Annotated in this window: 18 protein-coding genes and 6 tRNA genes; 5 read left to right on the forward strand and 19 right to left on the reverse strand. The window is 40.7% G+C overall.

Features of this window, described 5'->3' with window-relative positions:
- Positions 1 to 111 precede the first annotated feature (111 nt).
- The 4 genes from PMI_RS02140 to PMI_RS02155 form a co-directional block, all read right to left on the reverse strand.
- A complete protein-coding gene (locus PMI_RS02140; protein WP_004246043.1) occupies positions 112 to 837 on the reverse strand; it encodes an amino acid ABC transporter ATP-binding protein in 726 nt (241 codons plus the stop codon).
- Positions 838 to 1,512: a glutamate/aspartate ABC transporter permease GltK gene (gltK, locus tag PMI_RS02145; protein ID WP_004246042.1), complete on the reverse strand. Its 675-nt coding sequence runs from the start codon at positions 1,510 to 1,512 to the stop codon at positions 838 to 840.
- Positions 1,512 to 2,252, reverse strand: a complete 741-nt coding sequence (locus PMI_RS02150; protein WP_004247440.1) for an amino acid ABC transporter permease — start codon at positions 2,250 to 2,252, stop codon at positions 1,512 to 1,514. The genes gltK and PMI_RS02150 overlap by 1 nt, the downstream gene beginning before the upstream one ends.
- A 118-nt stretch (positions 2,253 to 2,370) precedes the next feature.
- A complete protein-coding gene (locus PMI_RS02155) occupies positions 2,371 to 3,264 on the reverse strand; it encodes an amino acid ABC transporter substrate-binding protein (protein ID WP_004246040.1) in 894 nt (297 codons plus the stop codon).
- Positions 3,265 to 3,620: 356 nt separating this feature from the next.
- On the opposite strand from PMI_RS02155, the gene PMI_RS02160 reads away from it, so the two are divergent.
- The 4 genes from PMI_RS02160 to PMI_RS02175 all read left to right on the forward strand — a co-directional run bounded on the left by PMI_RS02160 (position 3,621) and on the right by PMI_RS02175 (position 7,361).
- Positions 3,621 to 4,010, forward strand: coding sequence for a hypothetical protein (locus PMI_RS02160; RefSeq protein ID WP_004246039.1), 390 nt, complete (start codon positions 3,621 to 3,623; stop codon positions 4,008 to 4,010).
- Between the two features lie 80 nt (positions 4,011 to 4,090).
- Positions 4,091 to 6,127, forward strand: a complete 2,037-nt coding sequence (locus PMI_RS02165; protein WP_012367588.1) for a protein-disulfide reductase DsbD family protein — start codon at positions 4,091 to 4,093, stop codon at positions 6,125 to 6,127.
- A complete protein-coding gene (locus PMI_RS02170; RefSeq protein ID WP_004247442.1) occupies positions 6,127 to 6,858 on the forward strand; it encodes a DsbA family protein in 732 nt (243 codons plus the stop codon). Before PMI_RS02165 ends, PMI_RS02170 begins: the two co-directional genes overlap by 1 nt.
- Positions 6,858 to 7,361: a protein disulfide oxidoreductase gene (locus PMI_RS02175; protein WP_004252236.1), complete on the forward strand. Its 504-nt coding sequence runs from the start codon at positions 6,858 to 6,860 to the stop codon at positions 7,359 to 7,361. The genes PMI_RS02170 and PMI_RS02175 overlap by 1 nt, the downstream gene beginning before the upstream one ends.
- 8 nt (positions 7,362 to 7,369) lie before the next feature.
- On the opposite strand, the gene PMI_RS02180 is transcribed toward PMI_RS02175, so the two are convergent.
- The 6 genes from PMI_RS02180 to miaB all read right to left on the reverse strand — a co-directional run bounded on the left by PMI_RS02180 (position 7,370) and on the right by miaB (position 13,593).
- Positions 7,370 to 8,053, reverse strand: coding sequence for a hypothetical protein (locus tag PMI_RS02180; RefSeq protein ID WP_012367589.1), 684 nt, complete (start codon positions 8,051 to 8,053; stop codon positions 7,370 to 7,372).
- 76 nt (positions 8,054 to 8,129) lie between these two features.
- Positions 8,130 to 9,653 carry an apolipoprotein N-acyltransferase gene (gene lnt / locus PMI_RS02185; protein WP_012367590.1) on the reverse strand — a complete coding sequence of 508 codons (1,524 nt, stop codon included), beginning with the start codon at positions 9,651 to 9,653 and terminating at the stop codon, positions 8,130 to 8,132.
- 7 nt (positions 9,654 to 9,660) lie between these two features.
- A complete protein-coding gene (gene corC / locus PMI_RS02190; RefSeq protein WP_004246033.1) occupies positions 9,661 to 10,542 on the reverse strand; it encodes a CNNM family magnesium/cobalt transport protein CorC in 882 nt (293 codons plus the stop codon).
- Between the two features lie 70 nt (positions 10,543 to 10,612).
- Complete coding sequence (ybeY, locus tag PMI_RS02195; protein ID WP_004246032.1) at positions 10,613 to 11,080, reverse strand: rRNA maturation RNase YbeY; 468 nt, start codon at positions 11,078 to 11,080, stop codon at positions 10,613 to 10,615.
- Entirely contained in the window at positions 11,073 to 12,134 is a 1,062-nt protein-coding gene (locus tag PMI_RS02200) for a PhoH family protein (RefSeq protein WP_004246031.1), read from the reverse strand. Before PMI_RS02200 ends, ybeY begins: the two co-directional genes overlap by 8 nt.
- A 28-nt stretch (positions 12,135 to 12,162) precedes the next feature.
- Positions 12,163 to 13,593, reverse strand: coding sequence for a tRNA (N6-isopentenyl adenosine(37)-C2)-methylthiotransferase MiaB (miaB, locus tag PMI_RS02205; protein WP_004246028.1), 1,431 nt, complete (start codon positions 13,591 to 13,593; stop codon positions 12,163 to 12,165).
- A 212-nt stretch (positions 13,594 to 13,805) separates the two neighbouring features.
- Between miaB and ubiF the strand changes: the two genes are divergently transcribed.
- Positions 13,806 to 14,993 (forward strand): 3-demethoxyubiquinol 3-hydroxylase, encoded by a 1,188-nt coding sequence (gene ubiF, locus PMI_RS02210; RefSeq protein WP_086935844.1) that lies wholly within the window; start codon positions 13,806 to 13,808, stop codon positions 14,991 to 14,993.
- 48 nt (positions 14,994 to 15,041) lie between these two features.
- Here the strand turns inward: ubiF and fghA are convergent, their stop codons facing one another.
- The 9 genes from fghA to PMI_RS02255 all read right to left on the reverse strand — a co-directional run bounded on the left by fghA (position 15,042) and on the right by PMI_RS02255 (position 18,238).
- Positions 15,042 to 15,872 carry an S-formylglutathione hydrolase gene (gene fghA / locus PMI_RS02215; RefSeq protein WP_004252226.1) on the reverse strand — a complete coding sequence of 277 codons (831 nt, stop codon included), beginning with the start codon at positions 15,870 to 15,872 and terminating at the stop codon, positions 15,042 to 15,044.
- 53 nt (positions 15,873 to 15,925) lie between these two features.
- Positions 15,926 to 17,038, reverse strand: coding sequence for an S-(hydroxymethyl)glutathione dehydrogenase/class III alcohol dehydrogenase (locus PMI_RS02220; RefSeq protein WP_012367592.1), 1,113 nt, complete (start codon positions 17,036 to 17,038; stop codon positions 15,926 to 15,928).
- A gap of 19 nt (positions 17,039 to 17,057) precedes the next feature.
- Positions 17,058 to 17,333, reverse strand: a complete 276-nt coding sequence (gene frmR, locus PMI_RS02225) for a formaldehyde-responsive transcriptional repressor FrmR (RefSeq protein WP_004246023.1) — start codon at positions 17,331 to 17,333, stop codon at positions 17,058 to 17,060.
- A gap of 266 nt (positions 17,334 to 17,599) precedes the next feature.
- A tRNA-Leu gene (locus PMI_RS02230) sits at positions 17,600 to 17,684 on the reverse strand.
- Positions 17,685 to 17,735: 51 nt separating this feature from the next.
- A tRNA-Gln gene (locus PMI_RS02235) sits at positions 17,736 to 17,810 on the reverse strand.
- A gap of 3 nt (positions 17,811 to 17,813) precedes the next feature.
- Positions 17,814 to 17,890, reverse strand: a tRNA-Met gene (locus PMI_RS02240).
- Positions 17,891 to 17,934: 44 nt separating this feature from the next.
- A tRNA-Gln gene (locus PMI_RS02245) sits at positions 17,935 to 18,009 on the reverse strand.
- Between the two features lie 44 nt (positions 18,010 to 18,053).
- Positions 18,054 to 18,128 (reverse strand) — tRNA-Gln (locus tag PMI_RS02250).
- Positions 18,129 to 18,153: 25 nt separating this feature from the next.
- A tRNA-Leu gene (locus PMI_RS02255) sits at positions 18,154 to 18,238 on the reverse strand.
- Between the last annotated feature and the right edge of the window lie 6 nt (positions 18,239 to 18,244).

Here is an 18,244-nt window from a genome sequence, read left to right on the forward strand (position 1 = left end):
TGTGTTGCGTCATCAAAGGTTGATGATTATTTTTAGCGATATTTTGCTGGCATGTAATAATTCATGCCAGCAAAGGGGAAAAGTGAGTGGGATGAAAAAGAAAATTGAAGATTAATGTAAGATTTTAGCTAGGAAATCTTTAGCCCTTTCTGATTTAGGATTATCAAAGAAGTCATTTTTCGGGCTATCTTCGACAATACGACCTTCATCCATAAAAATAATACGGTCAGCAACTTTTTTAGCAAAGCCCATTTCGTGTGTAACCACCATCATGGTCATGCCTTCATTAGCCAGCTCAACCATAACATCAAGAACTTCATTAATCATTTCAGGATCAAGTGCGGATGTGGGTTCATCAAATAGCATCGCAATAGGATCCATACATAAAGCACGAGCAATAGCAACGCGTTGTTGTTGACCACCAGAAAGTTGAGCAGGGTATTTATTAGCGTGGTTGGCTAAGCCTACGCGCTCTAATAATTTTAGCCCTTTCTCTTTTGCTGCACCTTTCTCTCTATTAAGGACTTTCACTTGCGCTAGTGTAAGATTTTCAATAATGGAAAGGTGAGGAAATAATTCAAAGTGTTGAAACACCATACCAACTTTGGCTCGTAACTTAGCTAAATCAGTTCGTTTATCATTGACTTTTATATCATTTACTAGGATTTCACCTTGTTGTATAGGCTCTAAACCATTAACGGTTTTGATAAGCGTCGATTTACCTGAGCCTGAAGGTCCACAGACAACAACAACTTCCCCCTTTTTCACTTCAGTGGAACAATCTGTCAGCACTTGAAACTGACCATACCATTTGGATACATCTTTTAGGGAAATCATCTAAGTAGTCCTTTTTTTAAGAAAGTTCACTAACATTGAAGCGGAGAAACTAATTATAAAGTAGACAAAACCAGCAAAAAGGATCATTTCAACCTGTGTGCCATCACGCTCACCAATATTTGCCGCTGTTCGGAAAAAGTCGGTCAGACTTAATACATACACGAGTGAGGTATCTTGAAATAAAACGATACCTTGTGTGAGCAATAAAGGGATCATGGCACGAAATGCTTGAGGTAAAATCACTAAACGCATCGTTTGTGATTTTGTCATTCCTAAAGCTAAGGATGCTGAAAACTGGCCTTTACTGATGCTTTGTATACCTGCTCTGATGATTTCAGAGTAATAAGCAGCTTCAAATAGAGAGAACGCTACCATTGCTGAAATTAAACGGATATCACTTTTTGGTGAAAGGCCTAGAACATTTTGTAATATGTTAGGCACAATTAAATAGAACCACAGTAATACCATCACTAAAGGAATAGAACGAAAGGTATTAACGTAAGCGGCCGCAAACCAACTGATGGGCTTAAAAGTAGATAAGCGCATCACTGCAAGTATTGTTCCCCATAAAATACCGATAACAATTGCTGTTATGGTGATTTTTAAAGTAATGACCATGCCATCCATTAAAAAAGGTAGGCTAGGAACAACAGAACTCCAGTCAAACTCGTACATTATTGACCTCCTGCTGTGCCAGGTAAACGCACCCGTTTTTCTAACCAGTGCATAATCAACATAATAATGACGTTAATAAAGACATAGGCTAGTGTGATAGCGGTAAAGGATTCATAAGCTTTAGCTGAATAATCTAATAATTTATTCGCTTGCGCAGCCATATCAATCAGGCCAATCGTTGAGGCGATTGCAGAGTTTTTGACTAAGTTCAGCATTTCAGAGGTCATTGGCGGAATAATGACGCGATAAGCATTAGGTAATAAAACATAGCGGTAGGTTTGTGGCAGTGTTAAGCCTAGTGCTAAGCCTGCTGCTTTTTGTCCTCTTGGTAATGAATTGATTGCCGCCCGCACCTGTTCACACATGCGCGCTGCGGTAAACAAACCTAAACAGAGTGCTGAAGAGACAAAGAATTGGATATTCGGCGTTAAGTCCATTTTGAACCAATCACCAATAGCTTGTGGTAAGAGTTCAGGGATCACTAAATACCATGTGAAGAATTGTACAATCAGGGGGACGTTACGAAATAGTTCAACATAGATAGCCCCTAAACTAGAGAGCAAGCGATTAGGTACGGTTCGTAAAATACCAAAAAAAGAGCCGACAATAAAAGCGATGATCCAAGCACAAAGAGATAAAGCGACAGTAACTTGAAAGCCTGAAATAAGCCAACCTAAGTAAGTGGTATTTCCAAAAGGGGCTTCTTGGAAGAATATCCCCCAATCCCAATCAATCGACATGATTTCACCTCCGGTGAAAAAAATGGGGCAGGGAACGGCTGCCCCAAACTTCACTGATCTGTCTGTCCAACAGATACTTTATAATTATTAATTTTGCATCAATTACTTATATGCATTGTTAGTTCAATGCTTTATCATTTGGTGATGCAAAGAGTGCTTTCATTTCATCCGAGATAGTGAATTCTAAATTGAGGTTTTTCGGTGGAATTGGGGCATTAAACCAACGATTGAACGATTTTTCTGCTGCGCCAGATTTTTGCGCATTAGCAATGGTTTCATCAATTAACGACTTAAATTGTGTATCACCTTTGCGTAACATACAGCCATAAGCTTCTTCCGATTGAGGTGTTCCCACAATCTCCCATAACGCAGGTTTTTTCGCTTTAGCACGTTCACCCGCTAATAAGGCGTCATCCATCATAAAAGCAACGGCACGCCCTGATTCAAGTGTACGGAATGAGTCGCCATGATCTTTTGCGCTAATAATGCGCATATTCATTTTTTTCTCATCATTGAGCTTGTTGAGTAACATTTCAGATGTGGTGCCTGACGTAACAACCACATTTTTGCCCGCAAGATCAGCAAAATCTTTAATTCCACTGTCTTTTTTCGCAAGTAAACGTGTACCAACAATAAAAATAGTATTCGAGAAATCAGCTTGTTGTTGGCGAGCGAGATTATTGGTCGTTGAGCCACACTCAAAGTCAAATGTACCATTTTGTAATAGTGGAATTCGATTCTGAGAAGTGATAGGGATAAGACGAACTTGTAGGTTAGGTTTGCCTAATTTTTCTTTTACTGCCTCAACAATCAGGTTGGAATAGTCTTGAGAGTATCCGACCACTTTTTGTTGATTATCGTAGTATGAAAAAGGGACAGAGGATTCACGATGACCAACAATAATAATATCGTTATCGTTGATTTTTTTTAAGGTACCAGTGAGTTCTTCTGCTTGCACAGCTCCTGCAGCCCCTAAAATCATTAATGATAATGCTAGTTTACGCATGCGCATAATAACTCCTGTCGTGGTGATATTGATGTGTTGCTTTGTGTTACTTTTTTGTTTTAATTTGTTTTGATAATGTTAATAAATAGAACAAATAACATACGGTTGGGAAGTGCAATATTCCAAATACGAGAGCTATCTCTCAATAAAAGGATGAAATAAAAAATTGTTCAATGTTTTTTGGAAGTGATTTTCAATATTTAAAATTATTATAGTAATAACCATGAGAAGTTAAAGGTTAAAAAGAACAAAGAAGAAAAAGGCGTTAATCTAAAAAAGAAAAGAATTTGTAAAGTTTATCTTAAGGAGTTGTTTGTCTGTAGATTACCGTTAAGATAGCAGGTCAACAAATGAGGAAATCTATGCATAATTGGCGGTCAGGTCGCTGGCTAGTGTTGATAACAGTATTGCTGATCTTGTGTTGTATTGTTCAGCGCTCTATGGGGGCTCATGTGATTAGTGAGCGCTTAGCATCTGCTGTTTCGCAAACACAGTCCTCATTCTCGACGCCAATTGCAGAGCAACAAAATGCAAGTGAAGGGAAATATTCACTTTCAACCTGCGAATTAAGTGCTAAATCACTCTTATCGATTCCTCCTTTAGCGATTGAACCGCTTTTTTATACTTGGGCGGTATTACTTTTATTTGGTATGGCTGCCATTTATGTTTCTCGTCAACGTAGCCAGAAAAAACAACATCACCCACCTCCACGAATAAGGCTTCACCTTCATTACTGTATTCTAAGGGATTAGTAGCGCTTTAACTCAATAATACGTCTTATATTGAGGCGTTGTTTTATGTGTAGCGTTAGAGGATTTTTTAGGGAGTTGCTATGGTTCGTTCTTTTTTAATAGCATTGATGTTGATGCTATTTTCATTATCTTCATTAGCCGCCGATACAGGTTGGCTAACTATGCCAGACAATGATCATGCTCAGGTTAGGGCTACGGCTGACAAGTCATCGACAGGCGATGTTAAAATATTGCTTGAGGTGCAATTAGCGCCGGGCTGGAAAACATATTGGCGCTCTCCCGGAGAAGGTGGCGTAGCACCTGAAATTAATTGGACGCAATCTGTGTCTGATATGATATGGCATTGGCCATCACCTTCCGCTTTTGATGTCGCAGGTATTCATACCCAAGGTTACGATAAAGAAGTCGTCTTCCCCATTGAACTAAAATCTGTCGATAGCGATAACTTAAATGGGGTATTAACACTTTCAACCTGTAGTAATGTCTGTATTTTAACTGATTACTCATTAAATCTGGATTTAAACGAGCCTGCTCCCGCTGACTTTGAATGGCAATATAATCAAGCCATGGCCAAAGTACCTGTGACAAGTGGATTAATTTCTGCTGTTTCATCTGATTATCGAAATAGTCAATTAACCCTCTCATTACAACGAGAACAAGGTGACTGGCATCAACCTAATATTTATCTCGATCCACCACAAGGAATGCTATATGGCATTCCACAGTTAACAGCAAAAGGTGATCATTTATCTGTTACTGTCGATGTAACCGATGATTGGGGAGACGCTGCGGGTGACATTACAGGAAAAGCACTCTCCTTTGTTGTGACTGACGATGGCTATTCACGTCAAGTCAATGACACTATAGGCCAAGGCGATAGCGCATCTCTGCCTACTGCTGACTCGGGGGTAGGATTATGGAGTATTTTAGCCTTTGCGCTGTTAGGGGGCTTAATTCTTAATTTAATGCCTTGTGTGTTGCCTGTTTTGGCAATGAAATTGGGCTCAATTCTTCATATCGAAAAACGTGATACAGGGGCTATTCGTAAACAGTTTTCTGTTTCTGTTGTGGGAATTTTAGTGTCATTTTGGGCCTTAGCGCTGTTTATGACCGTATTACGCTACAGTCAAGAAGCAATAGGTTGGGGCATACAGTTTCAAAGCCCTTGGTTTATCGGCTTTATGGTGCTGATCACGGCTATTTTTACCGCTAATTTATTTGGCCTATTTGAATTACGTTTATCAAGTAATATGAATACCAAAATAGCGACAGCAGGAGGCCAAGGTTATAGTCGACATTTCTGGGAAGGGGCTTTTGCTACATTGCTTGCTACACCGTGTTCAGCCCCTTTCTTGGGGACTGCGGTTGCTTATGCATTGATAGCACCATTAAGTGAGTTATGGTTAATTTTCACCGCATTAGGTCTTGGAATGAGTTTACCATGGATCATGGTTGCTATGTTTCCATCAATTGCCAAAGTGTTGCCAAAACCCGGTAAATGGATGAATCGCCTAAGAGTTGTTTTAGGCTTTATGATGTTGCTATCTTGTATTTGGCTGATCACTTTATTGATCCCCCATTTTGGTATTGGCATTGTTGCGGCTATTTTTGTGGCTATCGCCCTGATCTTGCTTTTTGCTATTGCTAAACATTACGGCAAAAAAACGCTATTTGCTTCAATGGTGATCACCCTTATTTTGGGTGGTACAAGCTATCTATTTATTGCTCAGCCTGATACTCAGACCTTGGCGGGGCAAGATCATGTAAATTGGCAACCACTCTCAGAAGAGGCTATTCATCAAGCGTTAGCTGAAAATAAACGGGTGTTTATTGATGTTACCGCAGATTGGTGTGTTACCTGCAAAGCAAATAAATACAATGTATTATTACGCGATGATGTGCAAAAGGCACTTTCAGAGCCTGATGTTGTCGCATTAAGAGGGGATTGGACGAAACCGTCAGAACAGATCACCCAATTTTTAAAACAGCGCGGTCAAGTCGCCGTGCCGTTTAACCAGATTTATGGACCATGTAACAAGGAGGGGGAGATCCTACCGCCTCTTTTAAATAAAGATCTAATGTTAACTATTCTTTCAGAGGCTAAAGGAGCCCAATAATGAAAAAAACACTTTCTGTACTGGTTATCTCTTCGTTACTTTTTGGTGCAAATGTTCAAGCCGCTGCCTTGAATGCAGCTCAAGAAAAAGAAGTACGTGCATTAGTTCGTGATACTTTAGTGAGTAATCCTGAGATTTTGGAAGAAGCTATCATGGCATTGCAAACTAAGAAGGCAGATGAGCAACAAGCACAGTTCCGTCAAGCATTGGCCTCTGAACATGATGCATTATACAACGATGCGGCAAGTCCACGTATTGGCGCTAAAGATGCTAAGTTAGTGTTAGTGTCGTTCACTGATTATAACTGCCCGTATTGCAAACGCTTTGACCCATTATTAGAAAAGATCACCGAACAATACCCTGATGTGGCGGTTATCATTAAACCATTACCATTTAAAGGTGAAAGCTCTGCTAAAGCCTCTCAGGCGGTGCTTTCTGTCTGGAAAGAAGATCCAAAAGCATTCTTAGCACTTCATCAACGTTTGATGCAGAAGAAAACGATGCTAGATAATGCAAGTATTGAAGATGCAATGAAGAGCACTAATACTAGCAAAATTAAGTTAACTGATGACAGCTTAAAAACGTTGCAAAATAACTTAGAGCTTTCTCGTAAACTGGGTATTCAAGGTACGCCAGCGACGGTAATTGGTGATACTATTTTACCGGGTGCTGTTGATTATGATCAGTTAGAAATTATTGTGAAAGAACAACTGGCGAAAGTGAAAAAATAATGGCAAATCGTTTACGAAAATGGGGTAAAGAATTAATTATTCTCGCCCTTATTTTTGTGGCTATTTCATTTGCTATGGACTGGTGGCGTCAACCAACGCCACCAGAACTTACTGATTTATCTACGCTTTATACAGTTGATGATAAACCAGTCTCATTGATTGCCCTTAGCCAAGAGAAACCATTACTGATCTATTTTTGGGCGAGTTGGTGTGGCATTTGTAAGTTAACTACACCGACGGTAAATGATTTAGCACAACAGGGTTATAATGTTACGTCTGTAGTTATCCGCTCTGGTGATGATGCCAAAATAATACGTGGCATTAACTCCAAGCAACTAGTTTTTCCGGTTATTAATGATGATAGAGGGGCTATTTCTCAACGTTGGGGGATAAGTGCTACACCTTCTTTTGTTATTCTCTATAAAGGTGAAATGGTGCACTTTACAAGTGGCTGGACATCCTCTTGGGGATTAAAACTTAGGTTATGGTGGGCTTCAATTTAACTTGTTTATCAGAGTTTAAATGAAGAAAAAATAATGCCAGGTAGGCTGATAATAAAATCTATTATCTCATAGACAAGTTTTTTACGTCTGCGTTTTATTTTTGCTTCTTGGCTACCTTGAACAATTAATTCCTTTTCATTGTAAGTGCGTTTTGAGGTATTAATATGTATTGGTACAATATTAATAGGAATAACGATTTGATTATTCTTATTGGCCGGTGTTAATTGAGCTAATGTCCAACCATATTGATGTTGTTTATCTCCAAACGCATTTTTCTGGATAATACGACCGTAATAATCTTTACGAAAACCTTTTTCTTCATTATCGCTGGAAATCTGATGGGCATGTTGCCAATAAGGTAAAACATCTGTTGGTGATTGAATGAGTCGCGATAGTGCTGGTGGGTCAAGTGGGATCATATTGAGACGTTTAGAGCTTGCTTCTTGTTTTTGCTCATAGGCTCTCGCTGTTTGCCAATGTAAAGGCACAATTGTTTCATCTTCAATAAGTTGATGAATCGAACTAGGTTGTTTTGATAATACCCAGCCAAATTCATTTTGTTGATTAAACAGTTGGCGCTTGATCCATTTAGTTTCTTTATCTTTACGAAATCCTTTTGTTTCATTATCGGCAGATATTTTTTTCGCTCTTTGCCAAATAATATCAAGAATATATTCAGGGTAATGGATCATTGAAAAGTCCTTTTATTAGAAAAGCCCTTACTTAATTAATTGTTTTAAGATTAATTGAGCAGGGCTTTATTTAACATTAAGAACGACGCTTAATAAAAGCAAGAATTAAAAATACCCCTGCTAAAATCCACACTGGATAACTCCCCATTTTATAATAAGGTGTTGATCCTGTCGTGGGTGTCATTTTTTCAGCTAATGCACCGGCTTCAAATTGTGGAAGCTGGGCAATAACATCACCATTAGCAGCAATAAAGGCGGTAATGCCGTTATTAGTTGAACGTAATAATGGGCGTCCTAACTCTAATGAACGCATTCTAGCCATTTGAAAATGTTGCCATGGACCAATTGAATTACCAAACCAAGCATCATTTGAAATAGTTAATAAGAAACGTGTATCCGGCTTAAAGTTAGCGCGAACTTGTTCTCCAAGAATAATTTCATAACAGATGGCGGCGGTTATTTTAGCATCATTTACCGTCAGTTGAGGTTGTATGTATTCACCTTGGCTTAATGATGACATAGGTAAATTAAAAAATGGCGCTAATGGGCGCAATAAGGACTCTAAAGGGACATACTCACCAAAAGGCACAAGATGATGTTTGTTATAGCGATCTGTTGCCGGATATTGGTAAGCATAGTGTTCACCTAATGTAATAACACTATTATAAAAACGATAGCCTTCTAAGGTGGGACGCGCATCAATAATTCCTGTCATTAGATGCGTGTCTTGTGCTCTTAATTGTTTATCCAATTGCGCTAAAAAGCCTTGTTGCTGAATTTCAACATCAGGGATAGCTGACTCAGGCCAAATAATTAAGTTTGCTTTACCGATAAAAGGGCGACTTAAGGTGAGATAGGTGTTTAACGTACTTTCTAAAGTACCGGGTTGCCATTTTAATGATTGCGCGATATTGCCTTGAACTAAGGCAATTTCTTGTGTTTCATCAGTTAAAGGTTGATACCATTGATAAGATTTAAAGCTGATAGGTAAGAGTAATAATATTGCTCCGATCACCGCACTATATAGTGATTTACGATAGATAGCGACAGCAATAAGTCCACTAATTATGGTCAGCAAAAAGGTTATCATGGTGACACCAAAAATAGGTGCAATACCTTTTAATGGGCCATCAATTTGGCTATAACCAAATTGTAACCACGGAAACCCTGATAACACCCAACCTCTTAAAAATTCAGTGAGTTGCCATACAGCGGGAGCCGCAAAGACAAAACGCCAAACGGTAGGTTTAGGGAAGAACTTGTTTAATAATCCGGCAAATAGGGCGGTATAAAGCGATAAGTAAAGGGCTAACAATATGACTAAGAAAATATTGATAGCAAATGGCATTCCCCCAAAATCAGCAATGCTGACATATACCCAGTTTACACCACTACCAAATAATCCAAATCCCCAGGCAAAACCAAGCCATGCCCCTTGTCGTGTGGTTCGTTGCGTTATTATCAGTAGCAAACCTGATAAAGAAATTAACGCTGCAGGCCAGAAATCAAAGGGAGAAAATGCGAGTGTGCCACTGGCACCGAAAAAAACCGCCAGTAGGGTGCGAACCCACTGGCGGTTTAATAAAGAGAAATTATTCATTAATATCCTACACATCATTACCTAGTTCAGGTACAGGCGCATCGTCAGGAATGTGCACATAAACCTGAATAATTTTACGGCTATCTGCCATAACAACTTTAAATTGGTAATTATCAATGGTAATAGTTTCACCTCTAGCAGGAAGATGACCGAAGGCTTGCATAACTAAACCACCAATCGTATCGACTTCTTCATCACTAAAGTGAGTACCAAATGCCTCATTAAAATCTTCTATTTGGGTTAATGCTCTCACTGAGTAGGTATGGCGACTTAATGGACGAATATCAATATCATCCTCATCATCATACTCATCTTCAATTTCGCCGACGATAAGTTCAAGAATATCTTCAATCGTGACCAAACCAGAAACACCACCAAATTCATCAATGACAATAGCCATATGATAGCGTTGCGAACGGAACTCTTTTAGTAAGCGGTCAACGCGTTTACTTTCTGGTACAACGACAGCAGAACGTAAAACTTTGTCTATACTAAATGGCTCAGCACCAGTACGCATAAATGGCAATAAATCTTTTGCCATTAATAAGCCTTCAATATGATCTTTGTCTTCACTGATGACAGGAAAGCGAGAGTGCGCTGAATCAATAATCACATCAAGGCACTCATCAAGGGTTTGATTGCGTTTTAATGTGACGATTTGCGAGCGGGGGATCATAATATCCCGTACACGCTGTTCAGCGATATCCATTACCCCCTCTAACATATCACGGGTATCAGGATCGATTAATTCTTTCTGTTCAGAATCGCGGATAAGCTCCATCAGATCATCACGATTTTTAGGTTCACCGTGGAATAACTGATTAAGCAATGTGAGAAACCCCTTTTTAGGACCAGGGTTATCGTTACTCGAAGATTGGTCGTCGCTCATGGCGTTTTAACTATTTTTCCTCATTGAATGGTTATTAGATATAGTATTTATCATAAAATAAAGAGAACTGTTACTCTTTTTCAATCAAATAGGGATCTTCATAACCTAATTTTTGTAAGATTTCTGTCTCTAAACCTTCCATTTCTTCAGCTTCATCATCTTCAATATGATCATAGCCTAAAAGGTGCAGACAACCATGGATAACCATGTGTGCCCAGTGCTCTTCAACAGTTTTATTTTGCTCATCGGCTTCTTTTTCAACGACCTGACGACAGATAATTAAATCACCCAGTAAAGGTAATTCCACTTCAGGCGGTGCTTCAAAAGGAAAAGAAAGTACATTAGTTGGCCTATCTTTTCCACGATAAGTTAGGTTTAACTCATGGCTTTCCGCTTCATCAACGATACGGATAGTCACTTCACTAATAGGCTGAAATTGCGGTAGTACGGCTTCCAGCCAAGTGATAAATTGGGCTTCACTCGGAAGCCCTTGTGTATTTTCAGTGGCAACTTGTAAATCAAGAATCACTTCACTCATGATTTTCTCTCTGCAGTCTCTCTTTTTCTGCTTTAATTGCTTGGCGGCGTTTTTGATCTTCAACTTCCCAAGCTTCATATGCGACAACAATCTTAGCAACCACAGGATGGCGAACCACGTCTTCACTATGGAAGAAGTTAAAGCTTAAATCATCGACATTAGATAGCACTTCTATGGCATGACGCAATCCGGATTTATGGCCTCGAGGAAGGTCGATTTGCGTGATATCACCTGTGATGACCGCTTTAGAGTTAAAACCGATACGCGTTAAAAACATCTTCATCTGTTCGATTGTGGTGTTTTGACTTTCATCGAGAATAATAAATGCGTCATTGAGTGTACGACCTCGCATATAAGCTAAAGGGGCCACTTCAATCACATTACGCTCTATCAGTTTCTCAACTTTTTCAAAACCTAACATCTCGAATAACGCATCATAAAGTGGTCGTAAATACGGATCGACTTTTTGGCTTAAATCGCCGGGTAAAAAACCGAGCTTTTCACCCGCCTCTACCGCAGGGCGAGTCAGTAAAATACGGCGTACTTCTTGACGCTCAAGGGCATCGACAGCGGCAGCAACAGCCAGATAGGTTTTCCCTGTACCTGCAGGCCCGATACCAAAAGTAATATCGTGAGTTTGGATATTGGCAATATATTGCGCTTGGTTAGGCGTACGTGGTTTTATCACGCCGCGTTTAGTGCGAATATTGGTCGATTTCCCAAATTCAGGCACATGCTCATCACTTTGCTCAAGCACTCGGCTCTCTTTGATGGCAAGGTGAATTTGCTCAGGGTCGATGTCGGGTATCACACCTTTAATGGGTGAGGTTTCCACATACAGATGTCGCAAAATTCCTGCAGCTGCATTCACATTCAGTGATTTACCCGTTAGTTTAAAACGGTTATCACGGTGATTGATCTCGATACCTAAACGGCGTTCAAGTTGCTTAATATTGTCGTCAAATGGGCCACATAAACTCATTAAACGGTCATTATCTGCGGGCTCTAAGAAAATCTCTTGGGTCGCTACCTGTGTATGGGCTATTACTGTCACTGAGTATCCTTTTGTTAAGTCTGATCAATTAAGGTTGGTAAACACCTACACCTAATTCATCTTCTTTACGAGTACGGGCAATAACGGATTCTGGTGATTCATGGATACGTAAATCCATTTGATCTTCCGTTCTGACCACTTTACCACGCAATGAGTTAGCGTAAACGTCAACAATTTCGACATCAACGAATTTACCAATCATATCCGGTGTACCTTCGAAGTTAACCACGCGGTTATTTTCGGTACGACCTGAAAGTTCCATCACATTTTTACGTGAAGGGCCTTCTACAAGAATACGTTGTACGCTGTTAAGCATGGCACGGCTGTAGTTCATTGCTTGCTGATTAATGCGCTGTTGTAACAGATATAAACGCTGTTTCTTCTCTTCTTCACTCACATCATCAGGTAAATCAGCCGCAGGGGTTCCTGGACGGGCTGAATAGATAAAGCTAAAGCTCATATCAAAGTTTACATCCGCAATTAATTTCATGGTTTTTTCGAAATCATCTTGCGTTTCACCTGGGAAACCAATGATAAAGTCTGAGCTTATCAGAATATCAGGGCGTGCTTTGCGTAATTTACGAATAATGCTCTTATATTCAAGAGCTGTATGATTACGCTTCATTAAGGTTAAAATACGATCTGATCCGCTTTGTACTGGTAAGTGTAAGAAGCTAACCAATTCAGGGGTATCTTCATAAACCGCAATAATATCGTCAGTAAACTCAATAGGGTGGCTGGTAGTAAAACGAATACGATCAATACCATCAATCGCTGCCACTAGGCGCAGTAATTCTGCAAAGCTACAGATTTGCCCGTCAAAGGTTTCACCACGATAAGCATTGACGTTTTGACCTAATAGATTAACTTCGCGTACCCCTTGAGCGGCCAGTTGTGCGATTTCAAATAGAATATCATCACAAGGGCGGCTGACTTCTTCACCACGCGTATAAGGCACTACACAAAATGAGCAGTATTTATTACAGCCTTCCATGATAGAAACAAATGCAGAAGGGCCTTCAGCACGAGGTTCAGGTAGACGGTCAAATTTTTCAATTTCAGGGAAACTGATATCGACCACTGGGCTTTTGGTGCCTTTTACCTGATTAATCATTTCTGGTAAGCGGTGTAAGGTTTGTGGTCCGAAGATAATATCGACACACTGCGCACGTTGACGAATGTATTCACCTTCTTGAGAGGCAACACAACCACCAACGCCGATGATAATATCAGGTTTATTATCTTTAAAATTTTTCCAACGTCCTAACTGATGAAAGACTTTTTCTTGTGCTTTCTCACGGATAGAACAGGTATTTAGCAGTAGAATGTCCGCATCTTCGGCGACATCGGTTAACTGATAACCGTGGGTGCTTTCGAGTAGGTCTGCCATTTTAGATGAATCGTACTCATTCATCTGGCAGCCCCAAGTTTTAATGTACAGTTTTTTTATCGTCGACATTGTATAAATCCGGTATTTACAGTGAGATAATAGCTAATCACTGAAAAACGTTGCGTGTAATAAGCCAATAAGGCGGTTATTGTAGTCATTTGTGTGGTCAGTGACTAGAGTCAGTCGGCGCTAATTCTTTCTGGCGTTCAGTTTTGCTTATTTCTAATAAACTGATATAGCGCTTACCTATTATTTTTAAAGCAATGAGTTATGGCATAACAATGATGAGAAATGTAAAAAACGATTTTGATGCAGTCATTGCCGGTGGTGGCATGATTGGCGCAGCCGTTGCCATTGGGCTGGCGCAAGAAGGGTTGCGTGTTGCAATGGTAGAACGGCAATCTCCAGCACCTTTTGATGCCTCATCTCATCCTGATATTCGTATTTCTGCGATCAGCTGCGCGTCCGTTAGTTTATTAAAACAGCTAGGTGCATGGCAACATGTTTTAGCGATGCGCAGTGCGCCATACCTAACCCTCGAAACATGGGAAGAAGATAATGCCCATGTTATTTTTGATGCCAAAAGTCTTGGTTTACCTGAATTAGGTTATATGGTTGAAAATCGCATTTTGCAATTGGCATTGTGGCAAGAAGCAGAACGTTATAGCAATATCACTTTATTATGCCCAAATAGTCTAAGTAACATGAAATACTTAGATAATAAATGGCAAGTCACGCTTGCTGATGGTCAGAAAATCACCACTCAGTTAGTTGTAGGGGCCGATGGGGCTAATTCGCAAGTGCGTCAAATGGCGGGGATTGGCAGTAATGGTTGGCAGTATCGTCAATCCTGTATGTTAATCACCGTGAAAACGCAATTACCACCAGAAAAGGGTACATGGCAACGCTTTTACCCTTCAGGGCCACGGGCTTATTTGCCTCTGTTTGATAATTGGGCTTGCTTAGTTTGGTATGATTCTCCGCAGAGAATTAGAAAGCTACAAACGATGTCAATGGCACAGTTAGAAAAAGAAATCGAACATGCTTTCCCTGAACGCTTAGGCAAAGTGACACCTATTGCAGCAGGCTCTTTCCTATTAACTCGTCAGCATGCTAGTCGTTATGTTGATAATGGTGTGATTTTAGTGGGGGATGCGGCACATACTATTAATCCATTAGCAGGACAGGGGGTTAACCTCGGTTATCGTGATGTGGATTGCTTGCTTAATTTAGTGGCGCAAGCGAAACAGCATTTTGAACCTTGGCATTCAATGGCATTGTTAAAAAAATATCAGCGCCGTCGTATGCCTGATAATATGCTGATGCAGGCAGGAATGGATCTCTTTTACCACGCTTTTAGCCATCAATTACCAGGCTTAAAATTAGCCAGAAATATCGGATTATTAGCTGCGCAGCATGCAGGAAAAGCGAAAGAAGCCGCGCTACGTTATGCTTTAGGGATTAAATGATGAGCAATGCGATGATCTGAATTGTCTTCATCGATCATCGCATTAGGTTTAAGCCTTTAAGTGCTTAGCATGAAAGGCTATATGTTCACCGATAAAACTCGCGACAAAATAGTAACTGTGGTCGTAGCCTTGATGTAAATTTAAACAGCACGCAAACTGTTTTTTATCACACACTTGTGCTAAACGTTCTGGCTGTAGTTGCTGTTGGTAAAAAGGATCATCAAGACCGACATCCACTCGTATGGGCACTGTCTGTTGTGTTTTATTCAGTAATTCAATCGTGTCATATTGTTGCCATTGTGCCATATCGTCGCCTAAATAAGCGCTAAAGGCTTTTTGTCCCCAAGGGACTTGGGTTGGTGCAACAATGGGTGAAAACGCTGAAATACTGCAATAGCGAGACAAATTACGCAAACCAATCATCAATGCGCCATGTCCCCCCATTGAATGTCCACTAATAGCACGTTGCTCATTGGCAGGAAAATGTGTCTCAATCAATTTAGGGAGTTCATTAACAATGTAGTCATACATTTTATAATGACTATTCCAAGGTGCTTGTGTGGCATTCAGATAAAAACTAGCACCTTGTCCTAAATCATAAGCACTATCATCAGCCACATTTTCACCACGAGGGCTAGTATCAGGTACCACTAAAATAACACCGTGTTGCGCAGCATATTGCTGTGCTCCAGCTTTAGTAATGAAGTTTTGTTCATTACAGGTTAATCCTGATAACCAATATAAAACCGGATATTTTTGCCCATCTTCCATAGGCGGGAGATAGATAGCAAATTTCATCTCACAATTGAGGGTGGTAGAGGTGTGTTGATAAACCTCTTGCCAACCGCCAAAACAGGCATGGCGTTCAATGTTGTTCATTTTGACTCCTTAACAACAAAGTCAGACCTATTTGATAATAGGCCTGAGAGTGATTAATCGAAATGAATAACAGTTCTAATTGATTTACCTTCATGCATTAAATCAAAGGCTTCATTTATTTTTTCAAGAGGTAAAGTGTGGGTCACAAAAGGTTTGAGTTCGATTTTCCCATTCATTGCATCTTCAACCATATTGGGTAGTTGGCTACGACCTTTTACTCCGCCAAATGCAGTCCCTTTCCATGAACGACCTGTGACGAGTTGGAAAGGGCGTGTTGAGATCTCTTGTCCTGCCCCCGCAACACCAATAATGATAGATTGCCCCCAACCACGGTGAGCACTCTCTAGAGCGGCTCTCATCACATTGACGTTACCAATACACTCAAAAGTATGATCAACGCCCCACTGAGTCATTTCAACCAGTACTTCTTGAATAGGTTTGTCATAATCATTGGGATTTAAACAGTCTGTGGCACCAAATTGGCGTGCTAATGCAAATTTTTCAGGATTAGTATCAATCGCAAAAATACGGCCTGCTTTGGCTTGTCTAGCGCCTTGCAGTACAGCAAGACCAATGCCACCTAAACCAAATACAGCCACCGAGTCACCTTGTTGTACTTTTGCCGTATTATGTACAGCACCAATACCTGTTGTCACGCCACAACCAAGTAAGCAGACTTCTTCATGGTTGGCTTGTGGATTGATTTTAGCGAGTGATACTTCAGCTACTACCGTATACTCACTAAAGGTAGAGCAACCCATATAGTGATAAATAGGTTGTCCATTATAGGAAAAGCGCGTTGTGCCATCAGGCATTAAGCCTTTACCTTGGGTTGCTCTTACTGCTACACAGAGATTCGTTTTGCCTGATTTACAAAATAGGCATTCGCCACATTCTGCTGTATAGAGAGGGATCACGTGATCACCCGGTTTGACACTGGTGACGCCTTCACCTACTTCAACCACCACCCCCGCGCCTTCATGACCTAAAATGGCTGGGAAAACACCCTCAGGATCATCACCTGAAAGGGTAAAGGCATCAGTATGGCATACGCCAGTGTGACTAATTTTAATCAATACCTCACCTGCTTGAGGTGGCATCACATCAACTTCAACAATTTTTAAAGGCTCTCCTGGTCCAAAGGCGACCGCAGCACGAGATTTCATAATGATATCCTTGTTGTTATTAGCGCAGGTAAGTGCGTATTAGTGAGATTGCATCATCAACGGAGTTTTTTTGATCTTCAGGAGAAGCGACGGCATCCATTAGACCTTCACGTAAATGACTTTCGAGTACGCCCGCCATCAGGCCATTGATAGCACCCCGAATGGCAGCAATTTGCTGTAAAACTTGGCCGCATTCATTTTCGTTTTCAAGGGCGGTTTCTAATGCCAAAATTTGCCCTTTGATTTTTCTTACACGGGTTAACGCGGCTTTTTTTTCTGCTGGTGAGTGTGGCATACATAATCCTTAATTATACTATGGGGGAGTATAGTATTAGCGTGAATGTATGTACAGCTTGATCAAAAAATAGCGTTACGATGAGTCTATGTAGATTATCGAGCAAACAATGATAACTATGAGAGTAATTAATGAGAAAATAGACAAGGCGTCAGCGTGTTGATAAAGGGTGAGAGAGAGGGGATATTTAAGGCTAAAAACAAAAAAGACCCGCCATAGCGAGTCTTGTTTGTTGATTTTAATTAGTGTTTGACACTATCAATCAATGGTGCGGGAGGCGAGACTTGAACTCGCACACCTTGCGGCGCCAGAACCTAAATCTGGTGCGTCTACCAATTTCGCCACTCCCGCAACAACCTTTGAGAAAAAAAGACTCGTTTAACGAGTCTCTCTTTCAGAATATGGCTGGGGTACCTGGATTCGAACCAGGGCATGCCAGGATCAAAACCTGGTGCCTTACCGCTTGGCGATACCCCAAAATGGTGGCTATGACGGGATTCGAACCTGTGACCCCAACATTATGAGTGTTGTGCTCTAACCAGCTGAGCTACATAGCCAATAGGAGATAATTTCTCACTATTTATTGAATTTAGCAGAAATATGGCTGGGGTACCAGGATTCGAACCTGGGAATGCCAGGATCAAAACCTGGTGCCTTACCGCTTGGCGATACCCCATCCGCTAATTCAATTGTCAACACGCATATTATCTATCAGGAAAATGGCTGGGGTACCTGGATTCGAACCAGGGTATGCCAGGATCAAAACCTGGTGCCTTACCGCTTGGCGATACCCCACCTGATAAATTGACGACGGTTAAAATGGTGCGGGAGGCGAGACTTGAACTCGCACACCTTGCGGCGCCAGAACCTAAATCTGGTGCGTCTACCAATTTCGCCACTCCCGCAAAAAA

Origin of the sequence: Proteus mirabilis HI4320, assembly GCF_000069965.1 — a bacterium.
Lineage (GTDB): Bacteria > Pseudomonadota > Gammaproteobacteria > Enterobacterales > Enterobacteriaceae > Proteus > Proteus mirabilis.

Bases quoted from the DNA above. Each gene is read 5' to 3' on its own strand.
- gltK (WP_004246042.1), bottom strand. From the start codon at position 1,512: ATGTACGAGTTTGACTGGAGTTCTGTTGTTCCTAGCCTACCTTTTTTA.
- miaB (WP_004246028.1), bottom strand. From the start codon at position 13,593: ATGTCGACGATAAAAAAACTGTACATTAAAACTTGGGGCTGCCAGATG.
- lnt (WP_012367590.1), bottom strand. From the start codon at position 9,653: ATGAATAATTTCTCTTTATTAAACCGCCAGTGGGTTCGCACCCTACTG.
- PMI_RS02160 (WP_004246039.1), top strand. From the start codon at position 3,621: ATGCATAATTGGCGGTCAGGTCGCTGGCTAGTGTTGATAACAGTATTG.
- PMI_RS02180 (WP_012367589.1), bottom strand. From the start codon at position 8,053: ATGATCCATTACCCTGAATATATTCTTGATATTATTTGGCAAAGAGCG.
- PMI_RS02155 (WP_004246040.1), bottom strand. From the start codon at position 3,264: ATGCGCATGCGTAAACTAGCATTATCATTAATGATTTTAGGGGCTGCA.
- ubiF (WP_086935844.1), top strand. From the start codon at position 13,806: ATGATGAGAAATGTAAAAAACGATTTTGATGCAGTCATTGCCGGTGGT.
- fghA (WP_004252226.1), bottom strand. From the start codon at position 15,872: ATGAACAACATTGAACGCCATGCCTGTTTTGGCGGTTGGCAAGAGGTT.
- frmR (WP_004246023.1), bottom strand. From the start codon at position 17,333: ATGCCACACTCACCAGCAGAAAAAAAAGCCGCGTTAACCCGTGTAAGA.
- ybeY (WP_004246032.1), bottom strand. From the start codon at position 11,080: ATGAGTGAAGTGATTCTTGATTTACAAGTTGCCACTGAAAATACACAA.
- PMI_RS02220 (WP_012367592.1), bottom strand. From the start codon at position 17,038: ATGAAATCTCGTGCTGCGGTCGCCTTTGGACCAGGAGAGCCTTTAAAA.
- PMI_RS02170 (WP_004247442.1), top strand. From the start codon at position 6,127: ATGAAAAAAACACTTTCTGTACTGGTTATCTCTTCGTTACTTTTTGGT.
- corC (WP_004246033.1), bottom strand. From the start codon at position 10,542: ATGAGCGACGACCAATCTTCGAGTAACGATAACCCTGGTCCTAAAAAG.
- PMI_RS02150 (WP_004247440.1), bottom strand. From the start codon at position 2,252: ATGTCGATTGATTGGGATTGGGGGATATTCTTCCAAGAAGCCCCTTTT.
- PMI_RS02175 (WP_004252236.1), top strand. From the start codon at position 6,858: ATGGCAAATCGTTTACGAAAATGGGGTAAAGAATTAATTATTCTCGCC.
- PMI_RS02165 (WP_012367588.1), top strand. From the start codon at position 4,091: ATGGTTCGTTCTTTTTTAATAGCATTGATGTTGATGCTATTTTCATTA.
- PMI_RS02140 (WP_004246043.1), bottom strand. From the start codon at position 837: ATGATTTCCCTAAAAGATGTATCCAAATGGTATGGTCAGTTTCAAGTG.